22 protein-coding genes and 3 tRNA genes are annotated in these 15308 nt (G+C 62.6%); 16 read left to right on the forward strand and 9 right to left on the reverse strand.

The window, feature by feature from the left end; genetic code table 11:
• The first annotated feature begins 97 nt into the window (after positions 1-97).
• Together AVO45_RS13215 and AVO45_RS13220 are read left to right on the forward strand one after the other, a co-directional pair.
• Positions 98-172, forward strand: a tRNA-Gly gene (locus tag AVO45_RS13215).
• A 35-nt stretch (positions 173-207) separates the two neighbouring features.
• Positions 208-282 (forward strand) — tRNA-Gly (locus tag AVO45_RS13220).
• A gap of 90 nt (positions 283-372) precedes the next feature.
• Here AVO45_RS13220 and AVO45_RS13225 read toward each other — a convergent pair.
• Complete coding sequence (locus tag AVO45_RS13225; RefSeq protein WP_068347682.1) at positions 373-612, reverse strand: Lrp/AsnC family transcriptional regulator; 240 nt, start codon at positions 610-612, stop codon at positions 373-375.
• On the opposite strand from AVO45_RS13225, the gene AVO45_RS19970 reads away from it, so the two are divergent.
• Genes AVO45_RS19970 through hisH form a run of 3 tightly spaced genes read left to right on the forward strand, consistent with a single transcriptional unit; the run spans position 593 to position 2073 of the window.
• The gene (locus AVO45_RS19970; protein ID WP_205627892.1) at positions 593-760 is read left to right on the forward strand and encodes a hypothetical protein; all 168 of its coding nucleotides are present in this window, start codon (positions 593-595) and stop codon (positions 758-760) included. The genes AVO45_RS13225 and AVO45_RS19970 overlap by 20 nt on opposite strands.
• Positions 761-788: 28 nt before the next feature.
• Positions 789-1376, forward strand: a complete 588-nt coding sequence (gene hisB / locus AVO45_RS13230) for an imidazoleglycerol-phosphate dehydratase HisB (RefSeq protein WP_068347684.1) — start codon at positions 789-791, stop codon at positions 1374-1376.
• Positions 1377-1434: 58 nt separating this feature from the next.
• Positions 1435-2073, forward strand: coding sequence for an imidazole glycerol phosphate synthase subunit HisH (hisH, locus tag AVO45_RS13235; RefSeq protein ID WP_068347686.1), 639 nt, complete (start codon positions 1435-1437; stop codon positions 2071-2073).
• A gap of 24 nt (positions 2074-2097) precedes the next feature.
• Here the strand turns inward: hisH and AVO45_RS13240 are convergent, their stop codons facing one another.
• A complete protein-coding gene (locus AVO45_RS13240) occupies positions 2098-2496 on the reverse strand; it encodes a DUF2147 domain-containing protein (RefSeq protein ID WP_068347688.1) in 399 nt (132 codons plus the stop codon).
• Between the two features lie 132 nt (positions 2497-2628).
• On the opposite strand from AVO45_RS13240, the gene hisA reads away from it, so the two are divergent.
• From hisA to AVO45_RS13260, 4 genes are all read left to right on the forward strand, one after another.
• On the forward strand, positions 2629-3351 hold the full coding sequence (gene hisA, locus AVO45_RS13245) for a 1-(5-phosphoribosyl)-5-[(5-phosphoribosylamino)methylideneamino]imidazole-4-carboxamide isomerase (RefSeq protein ID WP_068348068.1): 723 nt from the start codon (positions 2629-2631) through the stop codon (positions 3349-3351).
• 121 nt (positions 3352-3472) lie between these two features.
• Complete coding sequence (gene hisF / locus AVO45_RS13250; RefSeq protein WP_068347690.1) at positions 3473-4234, forward strand: imidazole glycerol phosphate synthase subunit HisF; 762 nt, start codon at positions 3473-3475, stop codon at positions 4232-4234.
• Positions 4231-4548: a phosphoribosyl-ATP diphosphatase gene (locus tag AVO45_RS13255; RefSeq protein WP_068347692.1), complete on the forward strand. Its 318-nt coding sequence runs from the start codon at positions 4231-4233 to the stop codon at positions 4546-4548. The genes hisF and AVO45_RS13255 overlap by 4 nt, the downstream gene beginning before the upstream one ends.
• Positions 4549-4626: 78 nt before the next feature.
• The gene (locus AVO45_RS13260) at positions 4627-5211 is read left to right on the forward strand and encodes a hypothetical protein (RefSeq protein WP_068348069.1); all 585 of its coding nucleotides are present in this window, start codon (positions 4627-4629) and stop codon (positions 5209-5211) included.
• Between the two features lie 29 nt (positions 5212-5240).
• Here AVO45_RS13260 and AVO45_RS13265 read toward each other — a convergent pair whose 3' ends face one another.
• The 3 genes from AVO45_RS13265 to rlmB form a co-directional block, all read right to left on the reverse strand.
• Positions 5241-5711, reverse strand: a complete 471-nt coding sequence (locus AVO45_RS13265; RefSeq protein WP_068347693.1) for a CoA-binding protein — start codon at positions 5709-5711, stop codon at positions 5241-5243.
• Between the two features lie 187 nt (positions 5712-5898).
• The gene (locus AVO45_RS13270; protein ID WP_240482138.1) at positions 5899-6324 is read right to left on the reverse strand and encodes a YHS domain-containing (seleno)protein; all 426 of its coding nucleotides are present in this window, start codon (positions 6322-6324) and stop codon (positions 5899-5901) included.
• A gap of 146 nt (positions 6325-6470) precedes the next feature.
• Positions 6471-7244, reverse strand: a complete 774-nt coding sequence (gene rlmB / locus AVO45_RS13275; protein ID WP_068347700.1) for a 23S rRNA (guanosine(2251)-2'-O)-methyltransferase RlmB — start codon at positions 7242-7244, stop codon at positions 6471-6473.
• 116 nt (positions 7245-7360) lie between these two features.
• Here rlmB and AVO45_RS19770 point away from each other — a divergent pair.
• Positions 7361-7444: transfer RNA gene (locus AVO45_RS19770), tRNA-Tyr, on the forward strand.
• A 186-nt stretch (positions 7445-7630) separates the two neighbouring features.
• Here AVO45_RS19770 and AVO45_RS13280 read toward each other — a convergent pair.
• The 4 genes from AVO45_RS13280 to AVO45_RS13295 all read right to left on the reverse strand — a co-directional run bounded on the left by AVO45_RS13280 (position 7631) and on the right by AVO45_RS13295 (position 10852).
• Positions 7631-9319 carry a recombinase family protein gene (locus AVO45_RS13280; protein ID WP_068347701.1) on the reverse strand — a complete coding sequence of 563 codons (1689 nt, stop codon included), beginning with the start codon at positions 9317-9319 and terminating at the stop codon, positions 7631-7633.
• Positions 9316-9771, reverse strand: coding sequence for a DUF2924 domain-containing protein (locus tag AVO45_RS13285; RefSeq protein WP_068347702.1), 456 nt, complete (start codon positions 9769-9771; stop codon positions 9316-9318). The genes AVO45_RS13280 and AVO45_RS13285 overlap by 4 nt, the downstream gene beginning before the upstream one ends.
• Positions 9768-10037, reverse strand: coding sequence for a DUF3489 domain-containing protein (locus AVO45_RS20205; RefSeq protein WP_068347703.1), 270 nt, complete (start codon positions 10035-10037; stop codon positions 9768-9770). Before AVO45_RS20205 ends, AVO45_RS13285 begins: the two co-directional genes overlap by 4 nt.
• A 182-nt stretch (positions 10038-10219) precedes the next feature.
• Positions 10220-10852: a tyrosine-type recombinase/integrase gene (locus AVO45_RS13295; RefSeq protein ID WP_068347705.1), complete on the reverse strand. Its 633-nt coding sequence runs from the start codon at positions 10850-10852 to the stop codon at positions 10220-10222.
• Positions 10853-11237: 385 nt separating this feature from the next.
• Between AVO45_RS13295 and AVO45_RS13300 the strand changes: the two genes are divergently transcribed.
• From AVO45_RS13300 to AVO45_RS13320, 6 genes are all read left to right on the forward strand, one after another.
• Positions 11238-12125 carry a LysR family transcriptional regulator gene (locus tag AVO45_RS13300; protein ID WP_068347706.1) on the forward strand — a complete coding sequence of 296 codons (888 nt, stop codon included), beginning with the start codon at positions 11238-11240 and terminating at the stop codon, positions 12123-12125.
• 108 nt (positions 12126-12233) lie between these two features.
• Positions 12234-12857 (forward strand): NAD(P)H:quinone oxidoreductase, encoded by a 624-nt coding sequence (wrbA, locus tag AVO45_RS13305; protein WP_068347708.1) that lies wholly within the window; start codon positions 12234-12236, stop codon positions 12855-12857.
• Entirely contained in the window at positions 12857-13495 is a 639-nt protein-coding gene (locus AVO45_RS13310; protein WP_068347710.1) for a DsbA family oxidoreductase, read from the forward strand. Before wrbA ends, AVO45_RS13310 begins: the two co-directional genes overlap by 1 nt.
• Positions 13496-13507: 12 nt before the next feature.
• Positions 13508-13651 (forward strand): hypothetical protein, encoded by a 144-nt coding sequence (locus tag AVO45_RS19775; RefSeq protein WP_157770163.1) that lies wholly within the window; start codon positions 13508-13510, stop codon positions 13649-13651.
• A 22-nt stretch (positions 13652-13673) separates the two neighbouring features.
• Positions 13674-14573 (forward strand): EamA family transporter, encoded by a 900-nt coding sequence (locus AVO45_RS13315; protein WP_068347712.1) that lies wholly within the window; start codon positions 13674-13676, stop codon positions 14571-14573.
• A 24-nt stretch (positions 14574-14597) separates the two neighbouring features.
• Positions 14598-15308, forward strand: coding sequence for a DUF4386 domain-containing protein (locus AVO45_RS13320; protein ID WP_068347714.1), 711 nt, complete (start codon positions 14598-14600; stop codon positions 15306-15308).

Here is a 15308-nt window from a genome sequence, read left to right on the forward strand (position 1 = left end):
GAGTTGCCGCTCGCAGGTGAAAATTTTTTCGGAAGCGATGCGTTTTTCCTCTTGCAGCTTCCGGCCAGAATTTATACTTCACGCCTCACTCAACGGGGCGGGCGTAGCTCAGGGGTAGAGCATTACCTTGCCAAGGTAAGGGTCGTGAGTTCGAATCTCATCGCCCGCTCCAGTGAGAGGCCGAATGGCCACAGACAGTATCTGAATGCGGGCGTAGCTCAGGGGTAGAGCATTACCTTGCCAAGGTAAGGGTCGTGAGTTCGAATCTCATCGCCCGCTCCAGATGCCGATCCACCTTCCCGACGAAATCGCAGGTCAGGGCGAATATCGGCGCGTGAAGCCGGCGTGGCGGCTTGACTGCCGCCAGCGGCCTCAGAAGGCCTTGAAGGTCATCGTGGTCAGCGACCGTTCGATATTGGGAATCACCAGCAGGTGTTCGTTGATGTAATGGCCCACATCCTCGCTCTCGGGGATGTAGAGCTTCATCAGCAAGTCGTATTCGCCGCTGGTGGAATACAGCTCCGAGTGGATTTCGCGCAGCGCGATTTCTTCGGCCACCTTGTAGGTCGTGCCGGGTTTGCAGCGGATCTGGATGAAAACGCAGGTGGTCATGCCGCGAGACTTTCGTTTGAATTTGGCTGTTGGTTTCGGCGTCAAGCTGGCATGGCGGCCCGACGGGCGCAATCCCCTGATTTTCACGCAACACATCGCCGCGCCCGCGGATTGCGGGCTGGAAATCGCCCCCGCGCCGGGCCTATAAGCACGCCCGTAGCAAAAGGAATTCGCCCATGCGTCGCGCCTCGATCAGCCGCAAGACGGCCGAAACCGAAATCACGGTCGAGATCAATCTCGACGGGACCGGCACCTATGACAACCAGACCGGCGTCGGGTTCTTCGATCACATGCTGGACCAGCTGGCGCGCCATTCGCTGATCGACATGAAGATCCGCGCCAAGGGCGACTACCACATCGACGACCACCACACGGTCGAAGATACCGGCATCGCGCTGGGTCAGGCGCTGACCGCCGCCCTGGGCGACAAGAAGGGGATCCTGCGCTATGGCGAGTGCCACCTGCCGATGGACGACGCGCAGGTGCGCTGCGCGCTCGACCTGTCGGGCCGGCCCTTCCTGGTCTGGAACGTCGACCTGCCCACGCCCAAGATCGGCACGTTCGACACCGAGCTGGTGCGCGAGTTCTTTCAGGCGCTCAGCACCCATGGCGGCATCACCCTCCATGTGGACCAGCTGCACGGGTTCAACAGCCACCACATCGCCGAGGCGGCGTTCAAGGCCGTCGCCCGCGCCCTGCGCATGGCGGTCGAGACCGACCCGCGCAAGGCCGACGCGATTCCCTCGACCAAGGGCGCGCTTTGAGCGCGGCCCGTATAGTGGGAACCGGTTTTCGGACAAGCTTCGCGCAGGAAGGAATCAAATGCTGACGGCCATCATCGACTACGAGAGCGGCAACCTGCACTCGGCCGAAAAGGCGTTTCAACGTATGGCCCGCGAACTGGACGCGGGCGAGGTCGTCGTGACCTCGGACGCCGAAATCGTGGCGCGCGCCGACCGGCTGGTGCTGCCCGGCGACGGCGCCTTTCCCGCCTGTGCGGCCGAGCTGCGCGGGCACAAGGGGATCCATGACGCCATGGTCGAGGCGGTCGAACAGAAGGGCCGCCCCTTTCTGGGCATCTGCGTCGGCATGCAGCTGATGGCGACCACGGGCCACGAATACCAGGAAACCCCTGGTCTGGGCTGGATCGCGGGCGACGTGGTCCGGATCGAGCCCAAGGACAAAAGCCTGAAAGTGCCGCACATGGGCTGGAACGATCTGGTCATCGAACATGACCACCCGGTGTTCGACGGCATCAAGACCGGCGACCACGCCTATTTCGTCCACTCCTACCAGTTCCACGTGGACAACCCGGCCGAGCGTCTGGCCCATGTCGACTATGGCGGGCCGGTGACGGCGGTGATCGGGCGTGACACGATGCTGGGCATGCAGTTCCACCCCGAGAAAAGCCAGGATGTCGGCCTGCGCCTGATTGGCAATTTCCTGACCTGGACCCCCTGAGGGGCGCAGGTCAGGCGCGAGAGATCACTTGATCCGCGTCCAGACCTGCCCGCGGCAGATCAGCCCCCCGGCGACACAGCCCTTCACAGTCAGAGAGTCGCCCTCGAGCGCCATTTTCGACCGATAGGTTTTGTCCGAATCCGGCGCCCAGATCTTGCCGCCGGAATAGTACCCCTCTTCATCGGGCAGCATGTTCCAGATGATCTGCTTGCCCAGATGCTCGTAGTCGGCCGAAAGATCGCCCGAGGACTTGAACGCATTGTTGATCGTGCCGCAGATCGCGCTGCCGCAGGGCGCGATCTCGACATGCAGATAGCCCCCCTCTTCGCCCTCTGCCGTTTTCCAGATCCCTTCCACCGGGTCCGCCTGAACTGCACCCGCAAGTCCAAACCCCAGAACGGACGCCAGAATCACCCTGTTCATCGAAAACCTCCCTGTTTTCGGGCAATGTTGCGCGGCGTCGCGGCCGCAGGCAAGGCTGACTTTGGGTCGCGTTGCATTCCCTGCCCTGCCCATGCCATATCCCGCCCGGAATTCAGCGAAAGGTCGCACATCATGATCCTCTACCCCGCAATCGACCTCAAGGACGGCAAGGCCGTGCGCCTGCTGCGCGGCGACATGGACAAGGCCACCGTCTTCAACGAAGACCCGACGGCACAGGCCCGCGCCTTTGTCGAGGCCGGCTGCGAATGGCTGCACCTGGTGGACCTGAACGGCGCTTTCGCCGGCGAGCCGGTCAACGCCGCCCCGGTCGAGGCGATCCTGAAGACCTGCAGGGTGCCCGCGCAGCTGGGCGGCGGCATCCGCGACATGGCCACCATCGAGACCTGGCTCGACAAGGGGCTGGCGCGCGTGATCCTTGGCACCGTCGCGGTCGAAAATCCCGCCCTGGTACGAGAGGCCGCCCGCGCCTTCCCCGGCAAGGTTGCCGTCGGTATCGACGCCCGCAACGGCAAGGTCGCCACCAAGGGCTGGGCAGAAGAAACGGATGTCGAGGCCACCGATCTGGCCAAAAGCTTCGAGGATGCCGGCGTCGCCGCCATCATCTACACCGACATCAACCGCGACGGCGCGATGCAAGGCCCCAACATCGAGGCCACGGCCGCCCTGGCCCGCGCCGTGTCGATCCCGGTGATCGCCAGCGGCGGCGTCAGTTCCCTGGCCGACCTGATCGCCCTGCGAGACTGCGGCGTTGCCCTGAACGGCGCGATCTCGGGCCGCGCCCTGTATGACGGCGCGCTGGACCTTGCCGAGGCGCTCGCCGCCCTGCGCGAATGACCCTTCTTCATCTGGCCCAAAATATCCTCGGGGGTGAATTGGCCGCAGGCCAAGAGGGGGCAGACAGCCCCCTTCCCCGCAAACAGCTTGCCGAAACCCGTTCCGAACTTATAACTGCCCTATGCTGAAAACCCGCATCATCCCCTGCCTCGACGTGGCCGATGGCCGCGTGGTCAAAGGCGTGAACTTCGTCGGCCTGCGCGATGCGGGCGACCCGGTGGAATCGGCCAAGGCCTATGACGCGGCCGGGGCGGACGAGATCTGTTTCCTCGACATCCATGCCACCCACGAAAACCGCGGCACCATGTTCGACGTGGTGCAGCGCACCGCCGAGCAGTGTTTCGTGCCCCTGACCGTGGGCGGCGGCGTCCGCAGCAAGGAGGACGTGCGCAACCTGCTGCTTGCCGGCGCCGACAAGGTCAGTTTCAACTCTGCCGCAGTTGCGAATCCCGACGTGGTGGCCGAGGCCGCCGACCAGTTCGGCAGCCAGTGCATCGTCTGCGCCATCGACGCCAAGACGGTCAGCCCCGGCAAGTGGGAGATCTTCACCCATGGCGGCCGCAGGCCCACCGGCATTGATGCTGTCGAATTTGCCAAGACCGTCGTCGCCAAGGGCGCGGGCGAGATCCTGCTGACCTCGATGGACCGCGACGGCACCAAGGCCGGCTTCAACATTCCCCTCACCCGCGCCATTTCCGACGCCGTGAACGTGCCGGTGATCGCTTCGGGCGGGGTCGGCAACCTGGACCACCTCGTCGAGGGCGTGACCAAGGGCGGCGCCAGCGCGGTGCTGGCCGCTTCGATTTTCCATTTCGGCGAATACACGATCCGCGAGGCCAAGGAACACATGGCCGCCGCGGGCATCCCCATGAGGCTGACATGAGCATTCTGCACGACCTGGCCGCCACGATCGAGGCGCGCAAGGGCGCCGATCCCGAGACCAGCTGGACCGCCAAGCTGCTGGCCAAGGGCCCCGAGAAATGCGCCGAGAAATTCGGCGAAGAGGCCGTCGAGGCGATCATCGAAGCCGTCAGGGGAGATCAGGCCAAACTGACCGCCGAGGCCGCCGACGTGCTCTATCACTTCCTCGTCATGCTGGCTGCCCGCGACGTGCCGCTGGATGCGGTTCTCGACGAACTGGCCCGCCGGCAGGGGATCAGCGGCGTCGCAGAGAAAGCGGCCCGAGGCAGAGATTGAAACACGGCGCCATCGCCTCTACCATCCTGAGTCCGACGCACCCGCAAGCTGATGCGCCGAGGTTTCAAGGATTTTGGAATGAAGAATTTGGTCGTTCCCGTTTTCGCCATGATGATGGCTGTTTTGGTCAGCGGCTGCGCCGGCAAACCCACGCAACCGGTCGTCGACCAGCGCGATGTCGAGGCGCTGGCGCTTGAACTGAAAAACCTCGGGCCGGACGTTGATCCCGCCGAGGCCGAGCGGGCTGCAACTATCGCTTTCAACTATGCAAGCCAGCTGGCGGTGGAATACGACATCACCGATCCGCCGATCGTCCATAATGCCAAGGTCAACAACGGGTTCCGAGAGCGCGGGCTGTGCTGGCATTGGGCCGAGGACATCGAGCGGCGCCTAGACCAGGAAAACTTCCGCACCCTGACCCTGCACAGGGCGATTTCCGACCCGGACAACCCGTTCAGGATCGACCACAGTTCAGTCATCATTGGCCGCAAGGGGGATACGATGTTCGAGGGCATCGTCCTCGACGGATGGCGGAATGCCGGCAAGCTGTTCTGGGCGCCTACACTCGAGGACACGCGCTACCACTGGCGGCCGCGCATGGAAGTTCTGCAGAACAAAGAGCGCAGGCTGCTGGAACAGCGCGCGAACCTGACCACCGGCTGATGGGCAGAGCCGAACGGCCCGGCAGGCCTCTACAGTTTTGACGAGATGATCCCGGTGGCGAACCCGCCCATTCGCAATTCGCCGAACAGGCGCTGATACTCGATCTTGGGGCAGCGGTTCATCACCACATCCACACCGCGCGCCTGCGCCTTGGCAGCCGCCCCTTCATGCTCGACGCCGATCTGCATCCAGATCGTCCGCAAGTTGGGAAAAGCCTCAAGCGCCTCGTCGACGATCGGCGGCACGGCTTCGGAACGGCGAAAGATGTCGACCATGTCCACCGGCTCGGGAATCTCGGCCAGGTTGGCCCGGATGGTCTCGCCGAAAAGCGTCTTGCCCGCGTGGCCCGGGTTGACGGGGATGACCCGGAACCCCTTGAGCCCCAGATAGCGCGCCACGTAGTAGCTGGGCCGCACGGGGTTCATGGACACGCCCACCACGGCAACGACCCTGGTGCGCTGGAGGATGGTCTTGAGATAGGCATCGGAATAGTCTGGCATGGCGCCACCCTACCCTCGGTCCAGGCAAGAAAAAAGCGCCCAAGTAAAGCCTGGGCGCCAGTTATGGAACGAGGGACAGTGAAATGACCCGCGGCAGTTCCAATCCGCGGTCACTGTGACATTTAGGCAAACAATCCGAGAAAAAAAGGGGAGCGCGCGAAAATGTGATAGCTTTTTTTCGCTTGACCTACTGGCGCAGGACCTGCGGCCAGTGCTGTTCGGCCAGAACGATGTTCCCCGGAATATCCTCCTGCCACATGTCCGCAACCTCGGCGGAATGGGTCAGGTAGAGCTTCCCATCCACGATTCTCCAGGCGGTCGGGTCCGCGCTCATGAGATATCCCTTCCCGACGGCATAGGCGCAGTATCCGCCAAACTGCGGCGCGAAGGCGCGTGGGTTTGCTTCGAATGCCTCTCGGTTCTTCTGAGACACGAAACGCCAAACCACGCCTTTCCACATGACCGAGATATCCGGGTCCCCCATGACCGGCTGGCCGGTCATGAAATAGGCGACGGCGTCATAGCCGCTGACGGCGGCCCCGTCGGCCGAGTAGAACACCGGAGAATCAGCGTCCGCCGCAGGGGCAATCAGGATTGCGGTCAGGCTGGCCAAGAATGAACGTCGCGAAAACATGGAACTCGGAGAGTGGTGATCGTTGCTCTGTAAGATGCCCGCATCCCCGCGATTCAGGAACCCCGGCTAACGGTGATGTGACTACCCTGTGTGTTTATGTGCATCACCCCCGAGTGATCGCCCCGTTACCTGTGACGCGAGGCGTAGAGCGCAATCGCCGCGGCATTCGACACGTTGAGAGAGCCGAACCCGCCGGCCGCGTCGATCTTCACGAGTTGGTCAACGGTTTCCTTTGTCTTCTGCCGCAGCCCCGGCCCCTCGGCCCCGAGGACAAGGGCCACCGGGCGGTCCAGCTTGCCCTCCAATGCCTGTTCGATGGTCTCTTCGGCTTCGCCGTCCAGTCCGAGGACCACAAAGCCCATGCCCTGCAACTCGACGATGGCGTCGGCCAGGTTGCGCACCCGCAGGTAGGGCTGACGCTCCAGCGCGCCGCTGGCGGTCTTGGCCAGGGCGCCGGTCTCGGGCGCCGAGTGGTGCCGCGTGCCGATTACCGCGCTGGCGCCCAGGACCTCGGCCGAGCGCAGAATCGCCCCGACATTGTGGGGGTCGGTGACGCGGTCCAGCAGGATCACCCGGGGATGTTCGCGGCCGATGCAGTTTTCCGCCAAGCCACCCCAGTCGAGCGGCTTGACCTCGAGCGCCGCCCCCTGGTGGACCGAGCCGGGGTCGATCGGGGCCGTGAATTTGCGCGGATCGACGACTTCGGGTTCCATCCCAGCAAATTCAATGGCTTCCGCCAGTTTCGCCTGTGCGTTCCGGGTCACGATCAGCCGCAGTTTTTGCCGTTTTGGGTTCATCAGGGCATCGCGCACGGCGTGCAGACCGAACAGCCAGACGGTTTCCGCGGCGGCCGCCTTGCGGGCCTGTTCCTTCTCGATGACCCACTTGGGTTTTTTCATTTTGCCGGCCTCCGGGCCCTGAATTCAGTTTCCTGCGCCAAAGCGGAATTTTCCTGTTGACGCCCCTTTGGCGCGCTAGTAATCACGCCTCCACGTCAGGTGCAACGCCTGACAGTGGGCGACAGGCCGCAAGGTGTGGCAGGGGACTGTAACTCCCTCGCGGAGACGCACGCCTGGTTCGATTCCAGGGTCGCCCACCACTCAGTCTCCACAAAACCATAACGGACACACCTTCTCTGGATAGTGTTTAATTTACCGTTGGTTACGAGGGGCGGTGACGGTCGAGACCTCAAGTATTGTCTCTGATCAGGGCCAATTTGGTGCGATTTCGGCAGAAGTCTCAGCGGGGCATTCGCGCGTGAGGTCTTGGGGCAGGTCTAGATGCTCTATTGATGCGGAAAGCCCAGAATCTTCCGCTGTTCATGCCAGTCCAGCGGTAGTTCCGGAAGACTGCGCAACTTCTTTGCTGTGAGATGTTGCGGCTGAAGGCCTTCAAGAATGGCCGTTGAGATATCCGGTGCCAGCCAGGCCAGGGGCAGGACACGACTCACCGATCCGCTTCGGAGACCCTCGCGGTCTTCAATCTGGCGGATGGTGCTGGACGTGCCGTCAAGAAGTTCGGCCGACCACCGTCTCGCATCAGCGACAAGGTTGATGAGATCTTGGTCAGGCTGCGGTGCATCCGGCGGCGCAATGACGATCGGCTTCGCCCGACCGGTCTGACGCTTCTGAAACGGGGCCTCGAAGGCGGCATGGATTGGTAGCTTAGCTTTCTCAGTTGGCTGTAAGGCACCTAGATCCAACCGAACACAAAACTGTCCTTTTGATAAATCAATACGATCAACCAAGCCGTTGAGATGCTTTGCGTCTGAGTATTCACCCTCATCGGCAATCTGGTTTCTCAGAGAATCCACTGCCCCGAGGATCTCTGTGATCGAAGACGGATCCAAATCGACTGCCGATCTGATCTGCCGGGTCAGCCATGACTGATCGTCCAGATGGTTCTTAAGCCCACTCAGAACCAGCCGCTCGACTTCTCCTGCGGGAAGTCGTTCTATACTGCCTTGTTTGTCTGAGCCGGATGGCGTTGACGTATAATACCAGTACCGCCGCGATTGGGCTGTTCCGCCCGTTCGCGTCGACTTGATAGCGTAGGTCGTGCGCATTGGACGGCCTGCGGAATCAAAAAGCAGCCCATCCAGCAGGCGCCGAGCCGACCGTCGGGACGTGGCGATCGTCTTGCCACCGTGGTTTGCAAGCAGTTCCTGCACCTGCTGCCAGGTAGCACCGTCTATGATGGCCTCATGTAGCCCATCATAGAGCTCATCCTTATGACGGGTCTTGCCGATGTAAATAGGGTTGCGCAGGATGTTGTAGAGCGCACCACGAGAGAAGGGCGCTCCTCCCGTCGTGCGCCCGTACCGGTCAGTCCGGCGTTTGCTTACGATACTGAGCGCCTCGAGCCTGTCGGACAGTTCGCGTACCGATCCGGCCGCCAGATACTCGGCAAATATGGTGCGGATCGCTTCGGCCTCAACCGGGTTAACAATCAAGGCCTTGTCGTTGACGTCGTAGCCCATTGGCACCGCGCCCCCCATCCAGATCCCCTTACGTTTGGAAGCTGCAACCTTGTCCCGGATACGCTCAGCCGTCACCTCGCGCTCGAACTGGGCGAATGACAATAGGACGTTTAGGGTCAGGCGCCCCATGGACGATGTCGTATTGAAGGCTTGGGTGACCGACACGAACGACACCCCTGCCCCGTCGAAGAGATCGACCATCTTCGCAAAGTCCGCCAGCGACCGGGTCAGGCGGTCCACCTTGTAGACAACGATGATGTCGACGCGGCCTGCCTCCACATCGTTGAGCAATTGTGCAAGTCCGGGTCGATCCATGGATCCGCCGGAGAACCCGCCATCGTCATAGCGCTCGGCGCGTTCTGCCCAGCCCTCGTGCTTCTGGCTCAGGATATAGGCCGCACAGGCCTCACGTTGCGCATCCAGCGAGTTGAAGTCCTGTTCCAACCCCTCTTCGGTCGACTTGCGGGTATATATGGCGCAGCGCTGGTGGATCATGTGCGCGTTCCTTCACGCAACCCGAAGAACTTGGGTCCGTTGCGGTTGGTCCCGGTCATCGCCCGCGCCACCGCCGACAGCGACGAATAGCTCTGGCCGTTCCATGTCGCACGGCCATCCGCTGTGATCAGCACTTCATGCATCTTCCCGCCCCAGTCCTTCAAAATGCGGGTGCCATCACCAACCGTTGCTGGCACGGCGCCCCCGCAGCTTTTCAGGGAACGCGAGTCAATCCGGGCCCGGATGACCCGCTTCCAGGCACGGCGTGCAACTGCGCTCTCGCATTCCGCCAAAGCAGCCTGTGCGTCCCATGCCAGCGACAACCGCATCAGGCGCGCGGTAAAGGTTTTGGGCGGCGCGGTGCCCTTGGTCTCCTGCCAGATCCGGCGCAGCGTTGCGGCGTTGGCTTCTGCCAGTCGGCAGATGTCGGGGGCAGTCACGGTCAACGTCATTGGCCTTGCCCGGGCATAATACGGTAGCGGGCCACCCTGCCCGACCGGTCAAGCTCGACAGGTACGCCTGACGACCGCAGTCGCGAGATCGCCGCGCGTATCGTATGCGGCTGCCAGCCCAACTGCTTTTGGATCTGCACAACTGTTGCCCCGGTGCGGCATGCTAGCAGCTTGTGAAGCATCTCAGTCTTACTCTTGCCCGCTGGTTTTACCGACCTGGACGTCGCGGGGGCGGTGGAAAGAGCCTCAGTAATATGTTCGGTCATTATCGTCTCCTCTTGGTCGCGGGGCTTTCTCGCACCCCGTACTGACCAAAGCCCGGCGTTCCGGGCGGGAGGCTCAATTCGTTCAACAACGTCAGTGACGCTCACCCTTGCCCGGAAGTCCAGTGGAAGATCGACAATCAAACGCTAGGAATGGCGGGCGGCTGCCACCGCCCGCTTAGTCCTCATATGTCGATCTTTTCAGCGATACTCAGCGCGTCTTCCAGTTCGACACCTAAGTATCGAACTGTGCTGTCCACCTTGCTGTGGCCGAGTAAAAGCTGCACTGCACGCAGGTTGCCGGTTTTGCGATAGATCAGCGCGGCCTTGGTGCGCCGTAGCGAGTGCGTGCCATAACCGCTCGGATCAAGACCAATCGCGGCCACCCAATCACGGACCAGACGTGCATATTGCCGGGTCGATACATGCGGCCTGTCGTGGAAGCGGCTAGGAAACAAGAACCCGCGCCCCATCATCTCCGGGCGACACACCCAATTCCAGATAGAATCACGGGTGTTCTCGGAAACCTCGAACTGAACGGGTCGCCGGGTCTTGCTCTGGATCACTGTCACGCGTTCACGAACCCGGTCACCAATCACAAGATCGGTGACTTTCAACCGCACTAGGTCACAGCCTCGCAGCTTGCTGTCGATCGCAAGATTGAAGAGTGCCAGATCCCTGAGATTGCCCGCAAGTTCCAGCCGGGCGCGGATGGCCCAGACCTGTTTGGCAAGAAGCGGGCGTTTCTGACCGATCAGGCGCCCCTTGTTCCACGGGGTGCGTTTCGGTTTGATGGCGGGAAGTTGAATATTGGACAATTATCGTCCTCCATCCGTCCCTCCCACTCCTGGCGTCGACACAACGTCAACCGACCGACTCTACCAATTGATCGAACCGCCGGTTCTTCCGCATACGCGACCTTCGTGTCACACGCAGCGATCGGCCGAAAAGAGCCCTTTTTGACTAATGCCGCAGCCTGCATGAACGGCAGGGGTAGTTTCCAAAGTAGTCGTTCGGCCAAAGTTCTTCCGCTTCCAGTGCTTCGTGTCACTGGGCTTCTCAGATACGGCATCCGGTTAGAGTTTGGAGAATTGGCGGTAAGGCGGTCTCGCGGCTTGTTCGCGCGAGCTCCGTGTTCATGTTATTCCTCGACTTGGTCGCTCGTACAAGGTGACGTTTCACTTAGACTGATCGAAAGCAACAATGGACAAGCTCTCTGTCATGAACGCCTTCCGCCGCATCGTCGAGCGTGGCAGCTTTGCGCGTGCAGCGGATGATCTCGGGGTTTCTCCCGCCCTTCTCAGCCGCGAGATCAAGCTTTTGGAGGAGAGCCTGGGCACGGTATTGCTCACCCGCACGACACGTTCGATGTCTCTCACCGATGCCGGACAGCTTTTCTATGACGAGGCATCCGGCATCCTCGATGCCGTGTCCCAGGTCGAGACGCGCATCCGTGACGGAGCCGGGGCGATACGCGGCCATCTCAAGGTGAACGCCTCCAGTTCCTTCGGACAGACCGTCATTGCCCCGATCCTCCCGGGGTTTTTCGACGCCTATCCCGACCTGCGCCTGACGCTGTCGATGGATGACCGGGTGATCGACATGGTGGAGGGCGGTTTCGATGTGTCGATCCGGATCCGGGCGGCGATGCCGGATTCCGCGCTTGTGGCCCGCAAGCTGGGAACGATGCGGCAACAGGTCTTTGCCGCGCCGTCCTACCTGGACAGCGTCGGCGCCCCGGAAACGCCGCAGGACGTCGTCAATCACCGCGTCGTCGGCTTTCTGCTGGCCGATCACCTCACTGCCTGGACCCTTCACGGTCCGTCCGAAACGGTGACCGTGGACCTCGATCCGCCCATCCGCGTCGGCAACAGCCTTGTCCTGCGCGATCTGCTGATTGCCGGACAGGGCATCGGCACCTTGCCGGATTTCGTGTCAAAGGATGCGGTCGCGCGCGGCGAACTGGTCCGCGTGCTGCCCGATTGGGAGCTGCCCGCGCCGGAAATCTACGCCGTGACGGCCTCGCGCCTCGGCATGGATGCGAAGGTCACGGCGTTTCTCGATCATCTGCGCGCCGCATTGAACCCCTGACATTCTTCAATCCACGTAAAGAGTGAAATGAGAGCGGGCCGGTTATTCCGGGCCGCCTCATCCCCGATCTTCTCAGGTGACGAAACCCGAAACCCTTGAGAGGATCCCATGACCCGTGTTCTTGTTCTCTACTATTCCAGCTATGGCCATGTCCGTGCGCTTGCCGAGGCCGAGGCCGAAGGCGCACGCTCGGTGCCCGGCACCCATGTCGATCTGCGGCGCGTGCCCGAAACCGTCCCCGAGGAGGTCCGGCAAAAGGCCGGGTTCGAAGCGGACGAGACCCCGGTTGCGTCTCCCGCCGATCTGGAAAGCTATGACGCCGTCATTTTCGGCACCCCGACGCTGTTCGGAATGATGGCCGGGCAGATGAAGTCCTTTCTCGATCAGGCAGGCGGCCTGTGGGCGCGGAATGCGCTTGTTGGCAAGGTGGCGGCCGTCTTCGCCTCCACCGGCTCGCAGCATGGTGGACATGAGGCGACGCTGCTGTCCACCCAGATCCCGCTGCAGCATTTCGGAATGCTGATCGCGGGCATGCCCTATGCCTTTGCCGGTCAAAAGACGGGCGTGGAAATCGTGGGCGGCGCACCCTATGGCGCGGGCACCATCGCCGGGGCCGACGGGTCGCGCACCCCATCCGAGACCGACCTTTCAGGGGCGCGCTTCCAAGGCGCGTATGTCGCCCGGATCGCCGCACGACTTGCCGGCGCAGATTGGCAAGAGGAGGCCGCGTGATGGCGTCCCTAACCATAGATTTCTTCCACGACGTCGTGTGCTGCTGGTGCTTCAACATCTCGTCGCGGATGCGTGACCTTGCCGTCGAGTTCGAGCTCGACATCCGGCATCATACCTTTGTCTTGCAAGCCAGCCGCGCCGAAATGGCGGCGCGATGGGGCACGCCGGAGCAAGCCCGCGAGACGATCCTGTGTCATTGGGACGTGTGTCGGCAAGTCAGCGACCGGCCCGAGCTGGTCGACATCGACGCGATGCGCGCGGCCCCGTTCGATTATCCGCACGGGCTGACCGCCGCCGTTGGCTGCAAGGCGGCCGAGCGTCTCGGCGGGCAGGCCGCCCATTGGGACATGTTCGACCGGCTGCAGAGCGCGCATTTGACCGACGCACGCAACATCGCCGACCCCGAGGTCGTGCTGGAAGCGGCGGGGGCACTCGGATTTGACACGGCGCATTTCGCAGAGGTCTTCAACGCCCCGGCGACAGTTCAGGCGGTCGAGACCGACCGTCAACGCGCCCGGTCGCTGCAGGTTCAGTCCGTCCCGACACTCATCATCCGGGAAACCGGTGCGCGCCTGGTCAATGGGCCACGCGAAGACCTTGCCGCGCAAATCCGTGCCGCAAGGCGGCTCGTTGCCTGAAAGGAGACCGACATGAAATCCCTTCTGATACGAGTGTTCAAACCCTCGCGGCTGCCGCGCCATGCGCGCTGCGATCTGTCACCTCACCTGCGTCGGGATATGGGGCTGCCCCCATGTCCGAAACGTCCGCAGCTGAAGATCCACACCCTGTGGTAATCCGCCAAACAGGAGCATTGCCATGTCCCGCTCGACCGACATATTCCTGACCGCCCTGGCGCCTGCCGTCTGGGGCAGCACTTACCTGGTCACCACCGAAGCGCTGCCCGAGGGCTACCCGATCACGCTGGCCGCGTTGCGCGCGCTGCCCGCCGGGCTGCTGCTGTTGGCGGTGACGCGCTGCCTGCCGCCGCGTGTCTGGCTGGGACGGACCTTTCTCTTGGGCAGTTTCAACTTCGCCCTGTTCTGGGTGCTGCTGTTCGTGGCCGCTTACCGGTTGCCGGGGGGCGTGGCGGCGACCTTGGGGTCCTTGCAAGCGATGATCGTCATCTTCATGGCGCGCGGCTGGCTGGGCACCCCGATCCGGGCCGGGGCGGTGATTGCTGCCGCGACCGGTGTGCTTGGCGTGGCGCTGCTGCTGATCAGCCCCGAGGCGCAGCTGGACCCGGTCGGCATTGCCGCAGGAGTAGGCGGGGCCGCCTCGATGGCGGCAGGCACGGTGCTCAGCCGGAAATGGCAACCGCCGGTTTCGGCGCTGAGCTTCACCGCCTGGCAGCTGACGGCGGGTGGCCTGATCCTTTTGCCATTGGCGCTGATCGTCGAGCCGGCTTTGCCACCGTTGACGACCACGAACCTTGCCGGATTGGCATGGCTTGGCCTTGTCGGAGCGGCTGCGACCTATGCGCTCTGGTTCCGGGGCGTGGCGCGGATCGAGCCCGGAGCCGTTGCCATGCTGGGCATGATGAGCCCGGTGACAGCGGTGACGCTTGGATGGTTCTGGCTCGACCAGTCGCTCTCTCTGGTCCAGTTTCTGGGCGCTGTAATTGTCCTTGGCTCGGTCTGGGCCGGACAGAGGGCGAACCGACCGCAGGCGCACCAGATGATCCGCTCAACCCGAAAACATGCTAAGGTCATCGCCTGAAGGCCGCAGACACAGGAGTTTGCCATGCAACAACTTCAAATGACCTCGGCCTTGGCGCGCGATATGCGTTTTGCCGGCCTGCTCTACCTGGTGATCATCGTGGCGGGTCTGTCCGCAGAACTACTTCTGCGCGGTCCCTTGATCGACCTTGAGGACGCGAACGCAACGGCCGCGGCGATCCTGTCGGCACCCGGCCAGTTCCGGCTGGCCATTGCCGCCGATCTCGTCATGGCCGTTTGCGATGCTGGGCTGGCGATCCTGCTGTTTTTGACCTTTCGATCCATGGCGCCGCGGCTGGCCCTCGGTGCGATGGTATTCCGGCTGATCCAGACCGTGCTCATCGCCGTCAGTCTCATGGGCCTGCTCACCGGGTGGCTGCTGTTGTCGCGCGCGGATATGCTGGCCGATGCGCCCAGGCTCGCCCTGGTGTTTTTCGACCTTCATGCCCACGGATACGATCTTGGCCTCGTTTTCTTCGGTATCAACAGTCTGATCCTGGGGCTACTGGTCTGGCGGTCGGGCCTCTTTGCGCGGGTGTTTGGCGTCGGGCTAACGATTGCCGGCCTGGTCTACCTGGCCGGCAGTGGCTTGCGCTTCTTCGCACCCGAACTGGCCCCGGCATTCGCGCCGGCCTATGCCCTGACGTTCCTGGCCGAGACCGCGTTTTGCCTACGATTGCTTCTTCAGATCAGCGCCGGCCACAAGGTTTCTCGGCGGCGCGAAATCGCCCCATGA

Origin of the sequence: Ruegeria marisrubri (assembly GCF_001507595.1) — a bacterium.
Lineage (GTDB): Bacteria > Pseudomonadota > Alphaproteobacteria > Rhodobacterales > Rhodobacteraceae > Ruegeria > Ruegeria marisrubri.

What these genes read in the sequence shown, in the direction of transcription:
- AVO45_RS13300 (WP_068347706.1), top strand. Translation starts at nt 11,238, where the DNA reads ATGGACAAGCTCTCTGTCATGAACGCCTTCCGCCGCATCGTCGAGCGT.
- AVO45_RS13225 (WP_068347682.1), bottom strand. Translation starts at nt 612, where the DNA reads ATGACCACCTGCGTTTTCATCCAGATCCGCTGCAAACCCGGCACGACC.
- AVO45_RS13310 (WP_068347710.1), top strand. Translation starts at nt 12,857, where the DNA reads ATGGCGTCCCTAACCATAGATTTCTTCCACGACGTCGTGTGCTGCTGG.
- hisB (WP_068347684.1), top strand. Translation starts at nt 789, where the DNA reads ATGCGTCGCGCCTCGATCAGCCGCAAGACGGCCGAAACCGAAATCACG.
- wrbA (WP_068347708.1), top strand. Translation starts at nt 12,234, where the DNA reads ATGACCCGTGTTCTTGTTCTCTACTATTCCAGCTATGGCCATGTCCGT.
- AVO45_RS13255 (WP_068347692.1), top strand. Translation starts at nt 4,231, where the DNA reads ATGAGCATTCTGCACGACCTGGCCGCCACGATCGAGGCGCGCAAGGGC.
- AVO45_RS13240 (WP_068347688.1), bottom strand. Translation starts at nt 2,496, where the DNA reads ATGAACAGGGTGATTCTGGCGTCCGTTCTGGGGTTTGGACTTGCGGGT.
- AVO45_RS13280 (WP_068347701.1), bottom strand. Translation starts at nt 9,319, where the DNA reads ATGATCCACCAGCGCTGCGCCATATATACCCGCAAGTCGACCGAAGAG.
- AVO45_RS13285 (WP_068347702.1), bottom strand. Translation starts at nt 9,771, where the DNA reads ATGACGTTGACCGTGACTGCCCCCGACATCTGCCGACTGGCAGAAGCC.
- AVO45_RS13260 (WP_068348069.1), top strand. Translation starts at nt 4,627, where the DNA reads ATGAAGAATTTGGTCGTTCCCGTTTTCGCCATGATGATGGCTGTTTTG.
- AVO45_RS20205 (WP_068347703.1), bottom strand. Translation starts at nt 10,037, where the DNA reads ATGACCGAACATATTACTGAGGCTCTTTCCACCGCCCCCGCGACGTCC.
- hisF (WP_068347690.1), top strand. Translation starts at nt 3,473, where the DNA reads ATGCTGAAAACCCGCATCATCCCCTGCCTCGACGTGGCCGATGGCCGC.
- hisH (WP_068347686.1), top strand. Translation starts at nt 1,435, where the DNA reads ATGCTGACGGCCATCATCGACTACGAGAGCGGCAACCTGCACTCGGCC.
- AVO45_RS19970 (WP_205627892.1), top strand. Translation starts at nt 593, where the DNA reads ATGAAAACGCAGGTGGTCATGCCGCGAGACTTTCGTTTGAATTTGGCT.
- hisA (WP_068348068.1), top strand. Translation starts at nt 2,629, where the DNA reads ATGATCCTCTACCCCGCAATCGACCTCAAGGACGGCAAGGCCGTGCGC.
- AVO45_RS13315 (WP_068347712.1), top strand. Translation starts at nt 13,674, where the DNA reads ATGTCCCGCTCGACCGACATATTCCTGACCGCCCTGGCGCCTGCCGTC.
- rlmB (WP_068347700.1), bottom strand. Translation starts at nt 7,244, where the DNA reads ATGAAAAAACCCAAGTGGGTCATCGAGAAGGAACAGGCCCGCAAGGCG.
- AVO45_RS13320 (WP_068347714.1), top strand. Translation starts at nt 14,598, where the DNA reads ATGCAACAACTTCAAATGACCTCGGCCTTGGCGCGCGATATGCGTTTT.
- AVO45_RS13265 (WP_068347693.1), bottom strand. Translation starts at nt 5,711, where the DNA reads ATGCCAGACTATTCCGATGCCTATCTCAAGACCATCCTCCAGCGCACC.
- AVO45_RS19775 (WP_157770163.1), top strand. Translation starts at nt 13,508, where the DNA reads ATGAAATCCCTTCTGATACGAGTGTTCAAACCCTCGCGGCTGCCGCGC.